General features: G+C 62.2%; 10 protein-coding genes. All 10 read right to left on the reverse strand.

Annotation, left to right across the window (positions count from 1 at the left end; translation table 11 throughout):
- Positions 1-17: 17 nt before the first annotated feature.
- The gene (locus PSH76_RS13780) at positions 18-1442 is read right to left on the reverse strand and encodes a lipase (protein WP_305494305.1); all 1425 of its coding nucleotides are present in this window, start codon (positions 1440-1442) and stop codon (positions 18-20) included.
- Between the two features lie 176 nt (positions 1443-1618).
- Entirely contained in the window at positions 1619-4726 is a 3108-nt protein-coding gene (locus PSH76_RS13785; protein ID WP_305494306.1) for an autotransporter domain-containing protein, read from the reverse strand.
- Between the two features lie 185 nt (positions 4727-4911).
- Positions 4912-7869 carry an autotransporter serine protease gene (locus tag PSH76_RS13790; protein ID WP_305494307.1) on the reverse strand — a complete coding sequence of 986 codons (2958 nt, stop codon included), beginning with the start codon at positions 7867-7869 and terminating at the stop codon, positions 4912-4914.
- Positions 7870-7994: 125 nt separating this feature from the next.
- Positions 7995-9335 (reverse strand): TolC family outer membrane protein, encoded by a 1341-nt coding sequence (locus PSH76_RS13795; RefSeq protein ID WP_032897411.1) that lies wholly within the window; start codon positions 9333-9335, stop codon positions 7995-7997.
- A gap of 2 nt (positions 9336-9337) precedes the next feature.
- Positions 9338-10651, reverse strand: coding sequence for an HlyD family type I secretion periplasmic adaptor subunit (locus tag PSH76_RS13800; RefSeq protein ID WP_032897414.1), 1314 nt, complete (start codon positions 10649-10651; stop codon positions 9338-9340).
- A complete protein-coding gene (locus PSH76_RS13805) occupies positions 10648-12399 on the reverse strand; it encodes a type I secretion system permease/ATPase (protein WP_138763009.1) in 1752 nt (583 codons plus the stop codon). The genes PSH76_RS13800 and PSH76_RS13805 overlap by 4 nt, the downstream gene beginning before the upstream one ends.
- 100 nt (positions 12400-12499) lie before the next feature.
- Entirely contained in the window at positions 12500-12868 is a 369-nt protein-coding gene (locus PSH76_RS13810; protein WP_305494308.1) for a protease inhibitor Inh/omp19 family protein, read from the reverse strand.
- A gap of 48 nt (positions 12869-12916) precedes the next feature.
- Positions 12917-14350: a serralysin family metalloprotease gene (locus tag PSH76_RS13815; protein WP_003191149.1), complete on the reverse strand. Its 1434-nt coding sequence runs from the start codon at positions 14348-14350 to the stop codon at positions 12917-12919.
- Positions 14351-14699: 349 nt separating this feature from the next.
- The gene (locus PSH76_RS13820; RefSeq protein WP_305494309.1) at positions 14700-15821 is read right to left on the reverse strand and encodes a P1 family peptidase; all 1122 of its coding nucleotides are present in this window, start codon (positions 15819-15821) and stop codon (positions 14700-14702) included.
- A gap of 9 nt (positions 15822-15830) precedes the next feature.
- A complete protein-coding gene (locus PSH76_RS13825; protein WP_032897426.1) occupies positions 15831-17195 on the reverse strand; it encodes an APC family permease in 1365 nt (454 codons plus the stop codon).
- Positions 17196-17221 lie beyond the last annotated feature (26 nt).

Genomic DNA, 17221 nt, shown 5'->3' on the forward strand with positions numbered 1-17221 from the left:
CTCCCACACCGAATGCATCAGCTGATCACTATCCCCTCCCCCGACAGACTGCTCACACCCACCAGCGTCACCGAATCCGTACCAAAGCTAATGACGGTATCCCCGCCCACCACCTTGGCGTGATCGCGGTAATCGGTGCTGCCCGCCACGTCGTTGAACACCAGCTTGTCCGTCGCCTGGTAGCCAATCACCCGGTCATTGCCAAACTGCCCGCTGAACAAAAACGTGTTGTGCCCGCTGCTGTCGCGGATCGTGTCATTGCCCTTGCCGCCTTCGATAAAGTCCGCGCCCCTGCCGCCTTTGATCAGGTCGTCACCGTCACTGCCGATGATGAAGGTATTGCCCTTGTGCGCCTCGGCATTGCGGTTGAGGTCTTGCACCCAGGTGGTGGCCCGTGCCGGGTCGGACAGGTTGGCGACGATCACCGTGGAGTCGCGGGTCATCTGTTCGTAGAAGCCCGAGTCGAGGATGCGGGTCATGCCGTCGCCGTAACCGGTGGGCAAGTGCGAGACCCAGGTGGGCAGGTTGAGGATGGAAAACGGCAGCACATTCCACAGGGATGAGGCGTAGTGGTCGTTGAAGCTGACGATGTTGTCGGTGCTCGATTCGTGGGGTTTATCGTGCACGCCCAGGGACGACAGGTTGAATGACGAGCCATCCAGGGCACGGAACACCGGGTCGTTTTCATAGCCGACGTTAAGCACCTTGTCGCCGGCGCTCTGGGTAGGCGACGCGTAGGCCACGTAGTTGGAGTTCTTATAAAACCCCGACCAGGTGCTGTCGCTCAAGTCGGCCATGCTGTTGACCGCCAGGCCTCCCAGGCTGTGGCCGCTGACCACGACGTCGTTGCCGCTCAGACCCTGGGTAATGGCGTAATCCGCCACGTTCTTGAGCAAGCCGCCAAAGGCTTCCCCTGCGTAGTTCTTGGCGTAATCCTTGGGCCCGAAGGCGGCGAGCAGGTCGCTGATCACATCGCCGATGGAGTCGGTGATCACGCTTTCCCGAGGCCCCGAAGTGCCGCGAAAACTGATGCCGAGTTCCAGCAGCTTGCCGGCGTCATCGTACTTGCCCAACACCTCGGCCTGCGCCGTGCCGTAGCCGAATTTTTCGCCAAAGAAGGTGCCGCGCGCATCGACCTTGCCGCTGTAGCCCAGGGTGCTGGCGTTGATGGGCGTCCAGCCGGCTGCTTGCACCGCCTCCAGGACGGCCTTTTCCGAGTCGGGGTTCCAGGGGATGCCAGGGATGACCCCTTGGGCGTTGCTGCCGCCAATCAGCGCGCTGACCAGGGTGGCGGGCAAGCCCAGGCCGAGGCCGTTGTTCTGGTAGCCGACGGCAAAGCCGTTATCCAGGTTGTGGTAGGAATACAGCGTGATCGCCATGGCATCGGCGAACAGCGCCTTGGAGTCCTCGATACCGAGGTTTTTATAGTCAAAGATACCCATTGGTAGTGCCTCTCTGTTGTTGGATTTGTAGAGAAAGCCAAAACACCTGTTATCCGTTACCTGTAGGAGCGAGCTTGCTCGCGAAAAACTCAAGTGCGCCGCGTTCCTTCAGGTGGAACGCGTCATCGTTGATGATCTTCGCGAGCAAGCTCGCTCCTACAGTGATTTTTAAAGCTTTAGAACGCCCAATCCAGGCTCAAGCCGACGCCGTGCACCTTCTCTTTGCTGGCCAGCAGGCCGTTGTAATCGAAGTTAACCCGCGCATCCTTACTCAAGGCCAGGCTGACCCGGGCCCCGACCAACGCCGCATCGCGCACCATCGGCGCACTTTCCACCGTGAACGAAGGGCCGCCCGAGGCAAACGCCAGGTGTTGCTCCGAATCGGTGCTGCTCAGGTTGTGCTGCCAGCCCAGGGTGCCGGAGACTTCCAGTTGCTGATGGTCGTTGATATTGAAGGTCTTCAAGGCGCGCATACCCAGGGTGCTGAGCACCAGGTCACGGCTGTCGTCGCCACTTTTCAGCGCGGCGGCGTCGCCCTTCTCTTTGAAGCTGTCAGTTGCCAGGTGCACGTAGGCCAGGTTGGCGAACGGCTCCAGGGCCAGCGGTTGCAGGTTGATGCGGTACGCAGCTTCCGTGAACACCTGGGTGCTGTGGGCATCGACCTTGGCCTTTTGCTTGCCGCTGACGTCGCCGTATTGCAGGTCACGTTTGACATCGGCGCGGTGCCAGCTGTAGGTCGCGCCACCGCTCAAGCGCCAGGCGCCGATTTCATGCCCGGCATAGGCGCCGAAATGGTAGCTGTCAACCGAAGCGCGGCTGTGGGTGCCGCTGCCCATGTTCAGCGACGTGTCGCTGTAGCCGGCCACCAGGCCAATGCGCGTGGCCTCATCGAGGGCGCCGTCCACACCGGCGAGCATGCCGCCGATAGAGGTGGTGTAGCCCGCCGTGTCGTTGCGGCTGTCGGTCTTGCCCCATGCGCCCAGTGCCTTGACCCACACGTTGCCACGGCTGTCGATGGCTTGGCTGGCAGCGCCCATTTCACCGTTGCGCAGGCGTTCGCCCACGGCTTCGCGCACGTAGCGGCTGTCATTGACCAGCGCGGTTTCCAGCGCCGGGTAAACCTCGCCGCTCAGTTGCTGGAACGCGCCCTGGGCCGAAGCGGCCGTGGGTGCCAGCAGCAAGCTTTCATACACACCATTGCCCGCGCCCAATTGCTCGGCGGCGGCGGCCACGGCACGCTGGTTCGGCGTGGCGGCCACGCTGGCGAAGCTGTTGGTGCGTGCCACATCCAGCTGCACACCGTTGGCGGCGTAGTTCAAGGTGCCGCCGACAAACAGGTAGTTGGGCAATACCGCAGCAAAACTGCCGGTGACGCCGCCTGCCGCTTGTAGGATGTTGTACTGGCGGCCGATCAGGCTTTGGGCCTGGGTCGCGCTCAGCAAGGTCGGACTGTTTTCCAGGGCCAGGGTCACGGTGCCGCCATTGAGGGTGGCGGTGCCGCCCGCGACGATGCGATCGCTGCTGGTGGGCGACAGTTCTACCGCGTAGGTCGAGCCCGGTTCAAAGTTGACGTTGCCCGCGACGTTCAAGGTGCCGATGGAATTGCCCGGCGCCACGGTGCCGCCGCTGTTCGCGCTCAGCGAACCGATACGCCCCGAACCACCGACCACGCCGCTCTGGCTCACGGTAACGTCGGAGGTGACCGAACCGTTGATCGCCAGCAAACCCTGGTTGACCCGCGTCGGCCCGCTGTAGGTGTTGGTGCCGGTGAGCACCAAGGTACCGATGCCCTGCTTGGTCAAGCCGCCGTGGCCCGAGATGTCGTTGCTCCACACATCCCGGCCGCAGTGCAGGTCATCGCACACACGCTGGGTGGGTTTGCCGGCATCCACCACCGCGCCGACACCCGGCAAGTCCGCGACGAACTGGCCGCTGCCGTAGGCACCGTCGATACGGAACTCGGCTGGAATATCCTCGGCGGTGATAAACATCCCGGGGCCGTTAACCGCCTTGCCCAGGTTGATCATGCCCCAGCCGTACAGCGAGTCGATGCCCGGCGCGCCGAGGTCGGTGGCGGTGGTCTTGAGCACGGTGGAGATCTGGTCGCCGCTCATGTATTGGAAGCGTTCCATCAGCACCGCTGCGGCGCCTGCCACGTGAGGTGCGGCCATGGAGGTGCCATTTTTGTTGGCCCAGTCGGTAGTAAGGTTTTCCAGGCTGTTGCCGTTGATGATCGAACTGTAGATCTTGGTGCCGGGTGCCGACACGCAAAAGCTCGCCGCATAGCCACAACGCGAGGAGAAGGTACTGATCACATACGGATCGGGGCTGGCGGTATTCGGGTTCTGCTGAAGGGCCGCGACAGACAGCCAGTTAGGCGCGATCTCTGGCACAAAATACGCAAGGCCGGAAATCGCATCCGGGTTGTTGAGGTTGTAGTCATTGCCTGCGGCAAAGATGGTCAGCACACCGCTGCGGGCCGCGTCGATGGCGCCTTGGTACGCGCCACCTGCTAGGGTGCCGAGGATCGGCCGGATGGTATTGAACTGCGCCTGGGCCTCGTTGACGGTGAAGTTGGGGAACGCCGGATCACGGCCACCCTTGGCGTACTGATCACCGATGCCGATGCCCCAACTGTTGTTGATGATGCGTGCGCCACTGGCGACCAGCCCATCCCAACCGGCCTTGTACACGGCGCCGTCGTTGCCAAGGATAATCCCGTCTTCCGGCCCCGGGTCACCGTTTTCGGCGGTGAGGATCTGTGCGTTGAACGCCACGCCATGCATCGGCCCGCCATCGCGGTTACCGGCCGCAATGCCGCCGACGTGGGTGCCGTGGTTACCCAGTTTGCCGTTGGAGTCCTTGGACGGCGTGCCGTCGTAGCGGAACGCGTCGCCGGCCTTCACCGGGATATACGGGTCGGTGTATTGGCGAATGCCCTCGGTGACAATCGTCACCACTTTGTTAGGGCTGGCGAACTCCGGGTGCTGGGCGTACACCGGCTGGTCGAAGATCCCCAGCTTGACGCCCTTGCCGGTGTAGCCGGCCGCATAGGCGGTGTCGGCGTGCACGGCGCCCAGGCCCCAGTCGGCCTTGAACTCATTGCTGCGCCAGCTGGCGGCGTCGCCCAGTTTGCCGGTTTCCACATAGGGTGCGGCCTGGGCAGTCCCCAGGCTTGCCAGGCAACACAGCAACGCGCCGTATGGCACGCAGCTCAGCGCCTTGAGCGGATAGCCCGGGCCTGTGTGGATGGCGGTAGTTAACCCTGACTTGCGTTTTTTCACGGTGACCTTCCTTAGTTTTCTTATTGCACGTGTGTAAATCACTTTCTCCAGAACACCGCCGCTGATCGTTCCCACGCTCCGCGTGGGAATGCGGTCCCGGACGCTCTGCGTCCCAAAGCGTGACGCGGAGCGTCACAAGAGGCGTTACCACGCGGAGCGTGGGAACGATCAGGCTCGCGGTGTCTTCAGAACTGCCAGTTCAGGCTCAAACCCACGCCCTGGGTTTTCGCGCGCCCACCCAGCTGGCCGTTGTAATCCAGGTTGACCCGTGTCGATGCATTCAGCGCCAGGCTGGCCTGCACGCCCACCAACGCGGCATCGCGCAGCAATGGCGCACTGCGCACCGCAAATGAAGGCCCGCCTGCAACAAACGCCAGGTGCTCTTCGGACTCCACCGCCGTCAGGCTGTGTTGCCAGCCCAACGAACCGGACAGGTCCAGTTGCTGGTGGTCATTGAGAGCCAGGGTTTTCAGCGCACGTACGCCAAGGGTGCTGAGCACCGCATCACGCCGGTCGCTGCCGCGCTCCAGGGCCGCGGCATCGCCTTTTTCGTGGAAGGACTCGCTGTTCAGATGCACATAGGCCAGGTTGGCGAACGGCTCCAGGGCCACCGCTTGCAGGCGGATGCGGTACGCGGCTTCGGTGAAGACTTGCGCCGTGGTCGCGTCCAGCTTGGTTTTTTGCTTGCCGCTGACATCACCCCATTGCAGGTCGCGCTTCACATCGCCGCGATGCCAGCTGTAGGCACCGCCGACGCTCAGGCGCCAATCACCCAGCTCGCGCCCGGCGTACGCACCGAAGTGGTAGCTGTCGATGGACGCCGATGAATGGGTACCGCTGCCCATGTTCAAGGAGCTGTCGCTGTAGCCGGCAACCACACCCACGCGGGTCTGCTCATCCAGCGCGCCATCCACGCCCGCCAACAGGCCACCGATGGAGGTGGTGGAACCCGCCGTTTCAGTGCGGCTATCGGTCTTGCCCCAGGCGCCCAGCGCCTTGAACCACAGGTTGCTTTCACCGGTCACTGGCACATGGCGCAGGCGCTCGCCCACGGCATTGCGCAGTTGCAGGCTGTCGTTGATCAGCATCGCACCCACAGCCGGGTAGATTTCCCCGGACAGTTGCTGCAAGCCCTGCTGGGCCACGGCAACCGATTGCGACTGCAGCAGGCTTTCATACACCGGGTTGCCGGCGCCCAATTGCTCGGCGGCGGCTGCGACGTTGCGCTGGTTGCGGGTGGCGCCGACGCTGGCGAAGCTGGCGTCGTTGCGCCCCACGTTCAGTTGCACGGCATTGGCGGCGTAGTCGAGGGTGCCACCGAGGAACAGGTAGTTGGGCAGCACTTGCCCGAACTGGCCCTGAATGCCGCCCGCCGCCTCGAGAATCGAGTACTGCCGGCCGATCAGACTTTGGGCCTCGCTCTGGCTGAGCAAGGTGGGGCTGTTTTCCAGCGCCAGCGTGACGGTGCCGCCGCCCAGAATCGCCTGGCCACCGGCGACAATGCGGTCGCTGCTGGTTGGCGTCAGTTCCACGGCATAGGTCGAGCCGGCGCCGAGGTTTACATCCCCCGCCACTTGCAAGGTACCCACCGAATTGCCCGGCGCCACACGGCCGCCACTGTTTACCGACAACGCGGCGATACGTCCGGAACCACCCAGGGTGCCGCTGTCATTCACCGTCACTGCCGAAGTCAGCGAGCCATTGACGGCCAACAGACCGCCGTTGACCAGGGTTGCGCCGCGATAGGTGCTGTCGCCGCTGAGCACCAGGCTGCCGGCACCGGCCTTGATCAGGCTGCCTTCGTACACGCGGTTGGCGGCGGCCTGGTCGCGGGCGTTGCCGATGGCGTAATCGGTCTGGTCCTGCTGGCTGGCAGTGGCGCCCACGCCGTTTTGCCAGCCCTTGTCGATCAGGGTTTGCTGCCAGGCCGTGTGCTCGGCGCGGTCCTCGGCCTGGCGCTGAAGTAGCGCCTGGTCGGAGATGCCGTTGCTCCACACGTCACCCTGCCCGGCGGCCAGGTTGACCTCCATTGGGCCGAGCAATTGCCCTGGGCCGTGCATCGCCCGGCCCAGGTCAGGCACGCCCCAGCCGACGATGGCGTTAGGCGCCTGGGTGATCGAGCCGTCGAGCTGGGTGGCGGTGGTCAGCAGCACCTGCAAGGCTTGCTCGTTGGTCATGTAGGGATAACGTTCCATCACCAGCGCCAACGCGCCAGTGGCATGGGGCGCCGACATCGAGGTGCCGGACTTCACCCCATAGCCGCCGTCGGGAATGGTGCTGTTGATCAGCGCGCCGGGGGTAGAAATACACCAGTACTTGGCGACGCCGCACTTGTTGTATTTCTGGTTATTGGCTTTATCCAGCCCGGATACGGCCAGCCAGTGGCCTTCCAATTCCGGCTGGAAATACGGCAAGGCCGAGCGCACGCTGGCGTTGGCATAGCCGCTGTTGCCGGCGCTGAACACGTTGATCACGCCGGCCTTGGCCACGTCCGCAGCCGCGTCCAGCCAGGTGCCCCGGTTGTAATGCTGGGCGTACGCCGCATGCATGTTGTCCAGGGTCTGGTAGCTGACGTCCTTGGGCTGGCTGCCCCAGCTGTTGTTGATGGCGCGCACGCCGGAGTCCACCAGGGCGGTGTACACGGTCTTGAAGTATTTGGGGTCTGGCGTGGGGCCGAACAGGAAGCTGTCGTTGGCGTTGGTGTTGCCCACATAGACTTGCGCGTTGTACGCAACGCCATGCATGCCCACGCCGTCGCGAGCGGCGCCCATGGTGCCGGTGACGTGGGTGCCGTGGGAGTCATTGTTCGGGTTGAGCGCGCCGGTGGTACTGAAGGTGCTGCCATCGACATAGGTGCCGGTGGCGGTGACCGGGTGGAAACGGTCTTTGGCGGCTTCGGGGTGATTGGCATCGAACCCTGAGTCCAGTGCGCCGATTTTCACGCCTTGGCCGCTGATCCCGGCGGCGTAGGCTTCATCGGCTTTCATGCGGCCCAGGCCCCAGTCGCTCTGGTACTCGGCCGAGCGCCAACTGGCAGGGTTACCCGGCTGGCCGGTCTCGGTGTATTGCGCCTGTGCCGCAACGGACAGCAGCAGCAAGGAACCAGCGGTGAAGGGTTTGAAACGCGGTGAATCGGTGATCATGTGCACACTCCCTATTATTGTTATTCCCCCTGTAGGAGCGAGCTTGCTCGCGAAGCACTCACAGACTCCGCGTGCATCCAGGTTGCCCGCGTTATCGTTGACGTTTTTCGCGAGCAAGCTCGCTCCTACAGTTTTCCATCCGGGCCGAAGGCTTCGTCCACTTTGGCCAGGTCGGTATCGCGCAAGTTGCCCGCGTAGTAGTGCAATTTGGTCCAGGCCATCAAGTAGTCATAACGCGCCTGGGCCAGGTCGCGGCGGGTGCTGTACAGCTGCTGTTCGGCGTTCAGCGCGTCGAGGTTGACGCGCTCGCCGCCAAGAATGCTTTGCTTGGTCGACACCACCAGCGCCTCGGCGGATGCCAGCGCTTTCTGATAGGCGCGCAACTTGCTCACGCCTGACAGGCACGCACTGAACTGGCGACGCAGTTCGATCAAGGTTTCGCGGGTCTTGCCTTCCAGCTCGTACTCCGCCTGCTCCATCGCGCGGCTGGCCTGGCGGGTGGAGGCCGAGATACCGCCACCGGCATACAGCGGCATGCTCACTTCGACGCCGATGGTGTTGGTGTCATAGCGCTGGTTATAGGTGTTGCCGCTGTCGGACTCCTGCTTGCGCGAGGTGGCATACGCGGTGATGCGCGGCAAATGCCCGGCGCGGTTGCGCTCCACTTCATAGCGCGCCACTTCCAGGGACTGGCGTTGCGAAGCCAGCACCGGGTTGTTGGTCAGCGCCAATTCATGCCAGGTGTCGTAGTTGGCCGGGGTCAGGGTGAACGCGGCAAAGCTCTGGTTCAGCGGTGCCAGGTCGTTGATGTTGACGCTTTGCACGCCGATCAATGCGCCCAACTCCCGGAGCGAGGCGTCCTGCTCATCCAGGGCCTGGATCTCTTCGGCGGTGGCCAACTCATAGCGCGACTCGGCTTCAAGGATATCGGTGCGGGTGCCCTCGCCTTGCTCGAACAGATGGCGGTTCTGCTGGAATTGTTGTTCGAAGGCCTTCTTCTTGGCCCTGGCGATGTCGATCTGGTCCTGGGCAAACAGTGCCTGGGTGTAATAGCTCAACACCCGCACCAGCAACGCCTGGCTCTTGTCGCGAAAGCTTTCATCGGCGAACAGCGCCTGGGCCACGCCCTTGCGGTAGTTGGCATAGGCTTCGTAGTCGAACAGTGGCTGTTGCAGGCTGAAGGTCGAACCGTAGCTGTTGTAGTTGCGGTCGTCGCGATAGCTGCCACCGCGTCCGTCAGGCAGGTGCGCTTCGGAATTATTGCGGCCCTTGTTGTAGTTGTAGGACAGCCGCGGCAGCAAGCCGGCGCGGCCAATGGTGCGGTTTTCCAGGCCGGCGTCGCGTTCCTTGATGGCGCCGAGGAACACCGGGTCGTTGCGCAGCGCCTGCTCGTACACATCGAAGGGCCCCATGGCCGCCTGGGCACTGCCACACACCAGCAACAGCGAAATGAACACTGGCTTCATGCTCATTCCTCAGTCAACGCGGAGCCGGCGCGGTCCAGCAGCGGCTTGAACAGATAGTTGAGCAAGGAACGCTCGCCGGTGCGCACGAACATCTCGGCGGGCATGCCGGGTTTGATCACCAGGCCGTTGAGTTTTTCCATCGCCGCCTCGCTGACGCTGGTGCGCAGCACGTAATACGGCGCACCGGTCTTTTCATCGAGCATCTGGTCGGCGGAGATCAGGCTGACTTCGCCCGGTACCCGTGGCGTGCGGCTTTGGTTGAAGGCGGTGAAGAGGATGTCGACCGGCAAGTGCGTGCCGACCTTGTCCACCAAATGCACCGGCAGGTGCCCTTCCACTTCCAGGCGTGTGCCCTGGGGCACGATCTCCAGCAAGGTTTCACCGGCGCGCACCACGGCGCCCTCGGTGTGCACGCTCAGGTTGACGGCGATGCCATCAGCCGGCGCGTTGATTTCGCTGTGCTGCAGGTTGAAGCCGGCGGAGGTCAGTTGCTGCTCCAGGGTCAGGCTGCGCAGTTGCGCGTCGGCCAATTGGCTGCGCACCTCTTTTTGATATTCCTCGCTGTGCTGCTGCAATTTGAGCCGCGACTCGACAATGCCCTGCTCTATCCGGCCGCTTTCACCGGCGTTTTGCGCCAGGTCCTGCTGCACCTGAGACAACTGGCGCTGGTAGTCCATCAGCCGGTTGCGCGGGATGTAGCCGTTGTCGGCCAAGGGTTGCAGGTTGCTCAGTTGCGCGCGCAGGGATTGGGCCTGGGCGGTCAGGTCACTGCGCGCACGGCGCATGCCGCTCAACTGTGACGTGGCGCCTTCGATGCTGGCGCGAATCCCGGCTTGTTCACGGGCAAACGCGTCGCGGCGGCTGCTGAACAGTTGGCGCTGGCCTTCGAGCACCAGCATCAGGGCTGGGTCGGGATTGGCGCTCAGCTCAGCGGGAAAGGTGATGCTGGAAAGGTTGTCACGTTCGCTCTGCCAACGCGCCACGCTGGCCCAGGCCATGCGGTACTGGGCTTGCAGCGATTGCACATCGGCCTGGTTCTGGGTCTGGTCGAGACGAAACAGCGGCTGGCCTTGTTTGACCAGTTCGCCCTCCTTCACCAGGATCCGGCTGACCACGCCGGGGCTGAAGGTTTGTACGGCCTTGCGCTTGCCAGACACCACCACGGTGCCTTGGACCGGGATGCCCTGGTCCAACGGTGCGAGGCTGGCCCAGAGGAAAAAACCACCGGCACCGACAATGGTCATCACCCAGCCCATTTTTACGAAAAAGCCGGCATCACGTTCTTTGCTACGAGGTTCAACAGTAAGGCTGCTCATGCGCCTGGATTCCTTCCGGCTTGATACTGACGACTGAAACTCACGCCGGGTTTCTCCTTCGGCGCTTCCTGCTGGCCGGACAATGCGCGCAGCACGTCTTGGCTGGGCCCGAAGGCTTGCAGATGCCCGTCGTTGAGTACCAACAGCTTGTCGGCCTGGGCCAACGCCGAAGAACGGTGGGTGACCAGCACCACGCTGCTGCCCTGGGCTTTCATCTGCACGATGGCGCTGGCCAACGCCGCTTCGCCGACGGTGTCGAGGTTGGAGTTGGGCTCGTCCAGCACGATCAGGCGCGGCCCGCCGTACAGGGCGCGAGCCAGGGCCACGCGTTGTTTCTGGCCGCCGGACAAACCACCGCCGTTGTCGCCCAGCACGGTGTCGTAGCCTTGGGGCAGGCGCAGGATCAGTTCATGCACGCCGGCCTGTTGCGCGGCCTTGACCACCCGTTCCGGGTCGGCTTCGCGAAAGCGCGCGATGTTGTCGGCAATGCTGCCGCTGAACAGCTCGATGTCCTGGGGCAAATAACCGATATGCGGGCCGAGGTCGTCGCGGTTCCAGCGATGAATATCCGCGCCGTCCAGGCGCACGGTACCGGCCAGGGTCGGCCACACGCCGACCAGCACGCGAGCCAGGGTGGACTTGCCGGAGCCCGACGCGCCGAGTACACCCAGCACCTCACCGGCCGCCAGGTTGAAGCTGACCTGGTGCAGGGTCGCCATGCGCCGCCCCGGTGGGCCGGCGCTGACCTGTTCGAAACTGACCTGGCCGTTGGGCGCAGGCAAAGCCATGTGCTCGGCCTCCGGCGGGAATTCACGCAGCAGTTCGTCGAGGCGCTGGTAGGCCAGCTTGGCCGAGCTCCATTGTTTCCACACCGCAATCAGCTGGTCGATGGGGCTGAGTACGCGGCCCATCAAGATGGAGCCTGCGATCATCATCCCGGCGGTCATGTCGCCCTTGATCACCAGGTAGGCGCCCAGGCCCAGCACCAGTGATTGCAGGCACAGGCGCAGGGATTTGCTTAAGGAGGTGATGATCGAACCGGTGTCGCTGGCTTGGTTCTGCAAGCCCAGGAACCGCGAGTGCACGCCAAACCAGCGTTGGCGCAGCGCGCCGAGCATGCCCATGGCCTGGATGGTTTCGGCGTTGTGCAAATGGCTGGTGGCCAGTTGGGTGGACTGCTGCGAATAACCGCTGGCCTCACCCAATGGCTTTTTGGTCAGGTATTCATTCAGGCACGCCAAGCCAATCAACAGCACCGCGCCCGCCGTGGCCAGTACGCCGAGCCACACGTTGAACAGGAAAATCACGAACAGGTAGATCGGGAACCACGGCGCATCGAAAAACGCGAACAGCGCCGGCCCCGTGATGAATTGGCGCAGAGCGGTCAGGTCGCCCAAGGATTGCCCGGCATGCCCCTGGCCGCGCTGCAGGTTGCGCTCGAACGCGGCTTTGTACACGCGCAAGTTGAAACGTCGTTCCAATTGGCTGCCGATGCGGATCACGATAAAGCTGCGCACCACTTCCAGCAGGCCGATAAACGCAAAGAAGCCCACGACCATCAGCGTCAACATCACCAGAGTGGTTTCATTCTGGGAGGACAGCACACGGTCATACACTTGCAGCATGTAAATCGAGGGCACCAGCATTAATAGGTTAATCAATGCCGTGAAACAGCCAACGCTGATCAAAATACTCTTGTACTCACCCAGCGCCCTGAATAAGGGCGCCACCCCATGGGACTTCGCCATATTAATTGTTTTTCCTTGCAGCGAATTACGCAAAAGGGTCACCCCTACCAAGTAGGGTACGGCCGCCTAACAAATCGAGTTATATGCTTATAACTTTTAATTAAGGTTTTCGTTGCAACGTTACAACTTCGCCAGCTTTAGTGCGGGTTTGATAGTCGCCCTCTTTCTGGCGATTCAAATGGGTGATCCCTGAGCCTTCAGCGTTAAACAACCAGATGCCATCCGGCGTGGGCGACCACGTCAGCGGCTTGTCGCCCAGCCATTGCTCGGCACAGGCGATATCGCCTTCCAGAGCATTGGCTTGCTCCACTAACTTGAGCGCGCACACCTGATCCTGCTGCTTCAACTCCCATTGCCCGGCAAGCTGCGCGGCGGTGGGTAATACAAGACTGCTAGCCATTGCGTGGGCTCCTGCCGACACGAACAACACCTGCACAACACAGGCGATCAAAGGGGAAAAACGTGGCATATCCAACTCCAGCCTGGAGCGCGGCGCCGAAGCACCGCGCGTTTTACATCAGGCTACGATGTCACTGGCAGCGGCCTGGCCAACGGTGGTGACGAGGAAATCCGCCACGCCGTGCCCGGAGAAGTCCACGGCCAAAGTGCCCAGGTTGGTACCTGAGGCATAGCTCAGTACAGCATCGCCGGCATGCCCGGTAAAGGCGTTGACGAAGGTCACGCCCGCACCCTTGGTAATGCCAGACAGGTCGATCTTGTCCGAACCGGAGGTGAAGTCGAAGATCTTGTCCGCAGCCCCTGGTTTGGAGTCGGAACTGGCACCGTACACGAAAGTGTCGCTGCCAGCGCCGCCCCACAGCTGGTCCGCACCGCCGCCGCCGTAGATGAGGTCGTTTCCGGCCCCGCCCTTGATGGTGTTGGCGACTTGGTTACCAATGATCAGGTCGTTGCCCGCACCGCCGAACGCGTTCTCGATGGTGACGCCCTTGGCGATGGACACGTTGCCCACCAGGCCGCCCACATCAGAGAACGAGGTGGCCGTGAGGTTGATCTTCTGGTTCTGGGTGAAACCGGAGAAGTCCAGGGTGTCGTTGCCGCCACCGTCCCATACCGAGAACACCAGCTTGTCGGCATTGGACGTGGCGCTGAGGAAATCACGCCCGGTGTTGGAGTTGAACCCGTAGGTGGTGTCCGTGGCGCGGGTGCTGAGGTTGGCACCGTAGAGCTTCTGGATCGCGGCGATGTCGTCGATCAGCGGGCCGGAAGCGTAAGCTTCGACGCCGCCTTTGCTGAAGTTCTGGTTGGTGTTGCTCTCGCTCCAGTAACTCATGAGGCTATAACCACGCGTGTCCTGTCCATAGGTGGCGTCGTTATAGGTCGGGTTGCCGTTCCCGGCGTTGTAGTCGCCAGGGTGAGCCAGGCCCAGGGTGTGGCCGATTTCGTGGGTCAGGGTCTGCCGGCCATAGTTGTTCAGGTCCGGGGTCTTGTTCGGCGTGTAGCTGTTGTTGGTCAGGTACCACGAAGTGCCGTCGTAGCCTGCGCCGGTACCGGGCAGGTAAGCGAAGGCCGCGGCGCCGTCCTGGCCACTGCTGTAGTTGCCGAAGGTCATGTGGCCGTCACCGCCGGAAGCCTTTTCGGTAAAGGTCACGTTGGCGACATCCGCCCAGGATTGCATGGCCAGTGCGGCCTGTGCTTTCTGCTGGGTGTTGAATTGGCTGAACCCCGAGATGCCATGTTTGTTCATGGTGCTCTGGGTAGCCGAGGTGAGGAAGGTGTAGGTCAGATCGATCTTGCCGTTGCCATCAAAGTCCCGGTACGCAGCACCATCCCGCAGCAGCTGGGTCGCTGCCTGGTCTACGGTGTAGGACGGTTTGCCATTGACCGTGAGGTTGCCGCCACGGTCATACAAATGGCTGAAGCTATCGATTTGCGAGTAAGCAGTGCTGGCTTGCGCGGCAGATACAATAGCTTTGTCTTTTACTTTTGACATAAACGTACTTCCTTGTTTGCAAGTGCATCAGTCTTTGTTCGATAGGAACCTCGCGGGCGAGGATAGTCCTATCACTCACCTCTTTTGAAGGCGTAAGAAAACTGACACAACTTGAAATCTTTCGTCTACATCTATTTCCATCGCACACTTGTGACGCAGGTTCAAGTTGCAGAAGTCCCACGCAGTGTTTATTGGGGGGCGTTGCGTTTGTGTGGCCGAATCGGCGCACAGCACTATTTAAATATTAAATACAAGTAAAGCCGCTCTAAGTGAGCGGCCTACTTGATTAATGGATCCAATATATTGTCACGGTGTCATTAGCAACATTAAAGAGCCACTATCGGCACTATTAAAGTGCGCTGTCCCCCATTACCGGGACACTCCAGCCACACTGTTTCAACGCCGCCAAGAGGGTTTCGCCAGCCAGGCCCGGCACCTTGACGCCGTCCTGGGTGGTCATGTCTTCACCTGCCAGAATGGCGTTGATGATCGCCTCCTCCACCGCCTCTGCCGCCGCGCTGAACAGCGGCGAAATATGATCATTGTTGACCATCTGCAAGCCGGTGCTGAGCGGCAGGTCCTTGCGCCCATAGTCCGCTGGTGGCAAATCCTGGTTACCGGTGGCAAACGCCAGGAACAGGTCACCGCTGGAATCCTCGGTGCCACCACCGGTGCGCGCGATGCCGATGGACGCGCGCTGTGCCAGGCGCTGGCACTGGTGGGGCAGCAAGGGGGCGTCCGTGGCGATGATCACCACGATGGAGCCCATGCCGGGGGTACCTCGCTCGGCAAAGGGCGAAGCAATGTCCATCAAGTGACGGCCCACCGGGTAGCCATCGACCCGCAGCTCCTGGCGCTTGCCATGGTTGGCCTGCACCAGTACGCCGACGGTCCAGCCGCCCTGCTCCGCTGGCAACCGCCGTGACGCGGTGCCGATGCCGCCCTTGAACTCGTGGCAAATCATGCCGGTGCCACCGCCCACCGCGCCTTCCTGCACCGGCCCGCTTTCAGCCTGCTCCAGGGCCTGGCGCACATGCTCCGGGCGCACGTGCTGGCCCCAGATATCGTTGAGCAGGCCATCGTAGGTTTCCATGACCACCGGCATGCACCAGTACACCGCCGGGTCCGCCAGGCGCTCGCGCTCCAAGGCGATCAGGCTGTCGCGCACCACCCCGATACTGTGGGTGTTGGTAATGGCCATCGGCGTGGTCAACAGCCCCGCCTCGCTGATCCATTCAAGCCCCGTGGCGTCGCCATTGCCGTTGAGCACGTGGTAGCCGGCAAAACACGGTTGATACCGCGCTTCCCCGGCACGCGGCTGGATCAGCGTAACACCGGTGCGCACCTGCTTGCCGTCGACCTGCGCCTTGAGCGTGGCATGGCCGACGCGAACCCCGGGAACATCGGTGATGGCATTCAATTCGCCGGGCAGGCCCAGCCCCAACGTGATGCCCAATTGACGTGCACGCATACCCACTCCTTACAATTTCTGAAACGCCGGACTCAACCGGCCACTGATGCAATACAAAATAACCGACAGGGCCAGCAAGCCGATGATGATCATGATGTCGCGTACCGAGGCCTCCAGGATCAAGGTGACCAGCAGGTAACCGGCACCGAGCACCGCCAGCAATGCCGGCAGCGGCCATAACGGCATGCGATAGGGATGCTCGCGATCACGCAACAGCACCCGGCTCATCAGCGCGCTCAGCGCCACCACCAGGTACACCAGCATGATCAGCAACACGCTGAACGAGGTCAGGTCGGCCAGGTTGGAGCTGAAGCTCAACAGCGCCGAAGGGATCGCCAGAAACAGCGTCGCCAGCCACGGTGAGTCCCAGCGCGGGTGAATACGTGTGAACAGCTTGTTGATGCTTGGCGTCCACAGCGCATCGCGACCGCTGCTGAACACCACCCGGCCAATCTGGATCACGATGGCGACGATGGCATTGAACACCGACAGGAAAATCCCGGCGCTCACGAGCCGCGACAAGGTTTCATTGCCATGGCTGGTCAACAGGTAGCCGATCGGGTCGGGACTGCTGATCATCTCGCTCAGGGACGGCGCGCCGATCAACAGCGCGGTGATCGGTACCAACTCGATGACCACCACCAACCCCAGGGACCACAGCACCGCCTTGTGCACGCCCTTGCCGCCGCACTTCATGTCTTCGGCCAGCAACACCGCCGGGCCGTAGCCGTTGAACGAGAACAGGCCGATGCCGACGGCGCCGATCACCAAGGCCCAGGGTGCCAGGTGCAACACGCCGTTTTCGACGATCTGCGGCTGCAACAACACACTGGCCGGCTGCACCGGGTTACCGAAGCCGATCACCACAATCACCAGCAACGCCGCCACTTCCAATAGCAGGCAGGTGCCGGTAATCCAGGCGTTGAGCTTGATATTGAGGATGCCCAGGGCGTAGCTGCACACCACGATCACCAGGGCGACCGTTTGCGCGTCAAACTGGGTGCCCAGGGCGTTATTCAGATAAGTCGCCGCACCGGTGGCCAATACCGGCGGGATAAACAGCAACATCACCAGCACCGTCAGGAAGGTGGCGTAACCAGCCATGCCGCCAAATACGCGCTTGGCATACACGTACTCGCCACCAGCGCTGTTATGGGCGCGGCCGAGTTCGGCGTAACAGAAGGCAAACATCAACGCGAGTAACGCCGCCATCACAAACGCCAGGAACACGCCACTGCCCGCCTGCTGGATGGCAAACGGGGCGATCACAAAGACGGAACTGGCCGGCGTTACCGCTGAAACGGTAATGGCCACTACATCAAAGACGCTCAGGGTGGGCTTGAGCACGCCATCGGGCGCGGGGGTAGCACTCATATCGTTATCCTCTGTCGTTGTTTTTG

The organism is Pseudomonas sp. FP215, from assembly GCF_030687795.1.
In the GTDB taxonomy this organism is placed as follows: domain Bacteria; phylum Pseudomonadota; class Gammaproteobacteria; order Pseudomonadales; family Pseudomonadaceae; genus Aquipseudomonas; species Aquipseudomonas salmasensis.

Bases quoted from the DNA above. Each gene is read 5' to 3' on its own strand.
- PSH76_RS13780 (WP_305494305.1), bottom strand. From the start codon at position 1,442: ATGGGTATCTTTGACTATAAAAACCTCGGTATCGAGGACTCCAAGGCG.
- PSH76_RS13825 (WP_032897426.1), bottom strand. From the start codon at position 17,195: ATGAGTGCTACCCCCGCGCCCGATGGCGTGCTCAAGCCCACCCTGAGC.
- PSH76_RS13800 (WP_032897414.1), bottom strand. From the start codon at position 10,651: ATGAGCAGCCTTACTGTTGAACCTCGTAGCAAAGAACGTGATGCCGGC.
- PSH76_RS13790 (WP_305494307.1), bottom strand. From the start codon at position 7,869: ATGATCACCGATTCACCGCGTTTCAAACCCTTCACCGCTGGTTCCTTG.
- PSH76_RS13795 (WP_032897411.1), bottom strand. From the start codon at position 9,335: ATGAAGCCAGTGTTCATTTCGCTGTTGCTGGTGTGTGGCAGTGCCCAG.
- PSH76_RS13820 (WP_305494309.1), bottom strand. From the start codon at position 15,821: ATGCGTGCACGTCAATTGGGCATCACGTTGGGGCTGGGCCTGCCCGGC.
- PSH76_RS13805 (WP_138763009.1), bottom strand. From the start codon at position 12,399: ATGGCGAAGTCCCATGGGGTGGCGCCCTTATTCAGGGCGCTGGGTGAG.
- PSH76_RS13810 (WP_305494308.1), bottom strand. From the start codon at position 12,868: ATGCCACGTTTTTCCCCTTTGATCGCCTGTGTTGTGCAGGTGTTGTTC.
- PSH76_RS13815 (WP_003191149.1), bottom strand. From the start codon at position 14,350: ATGTCAAAAGTAAAAGACAAAGCTATTGTATCTGCCGCGCAAGCCAGC.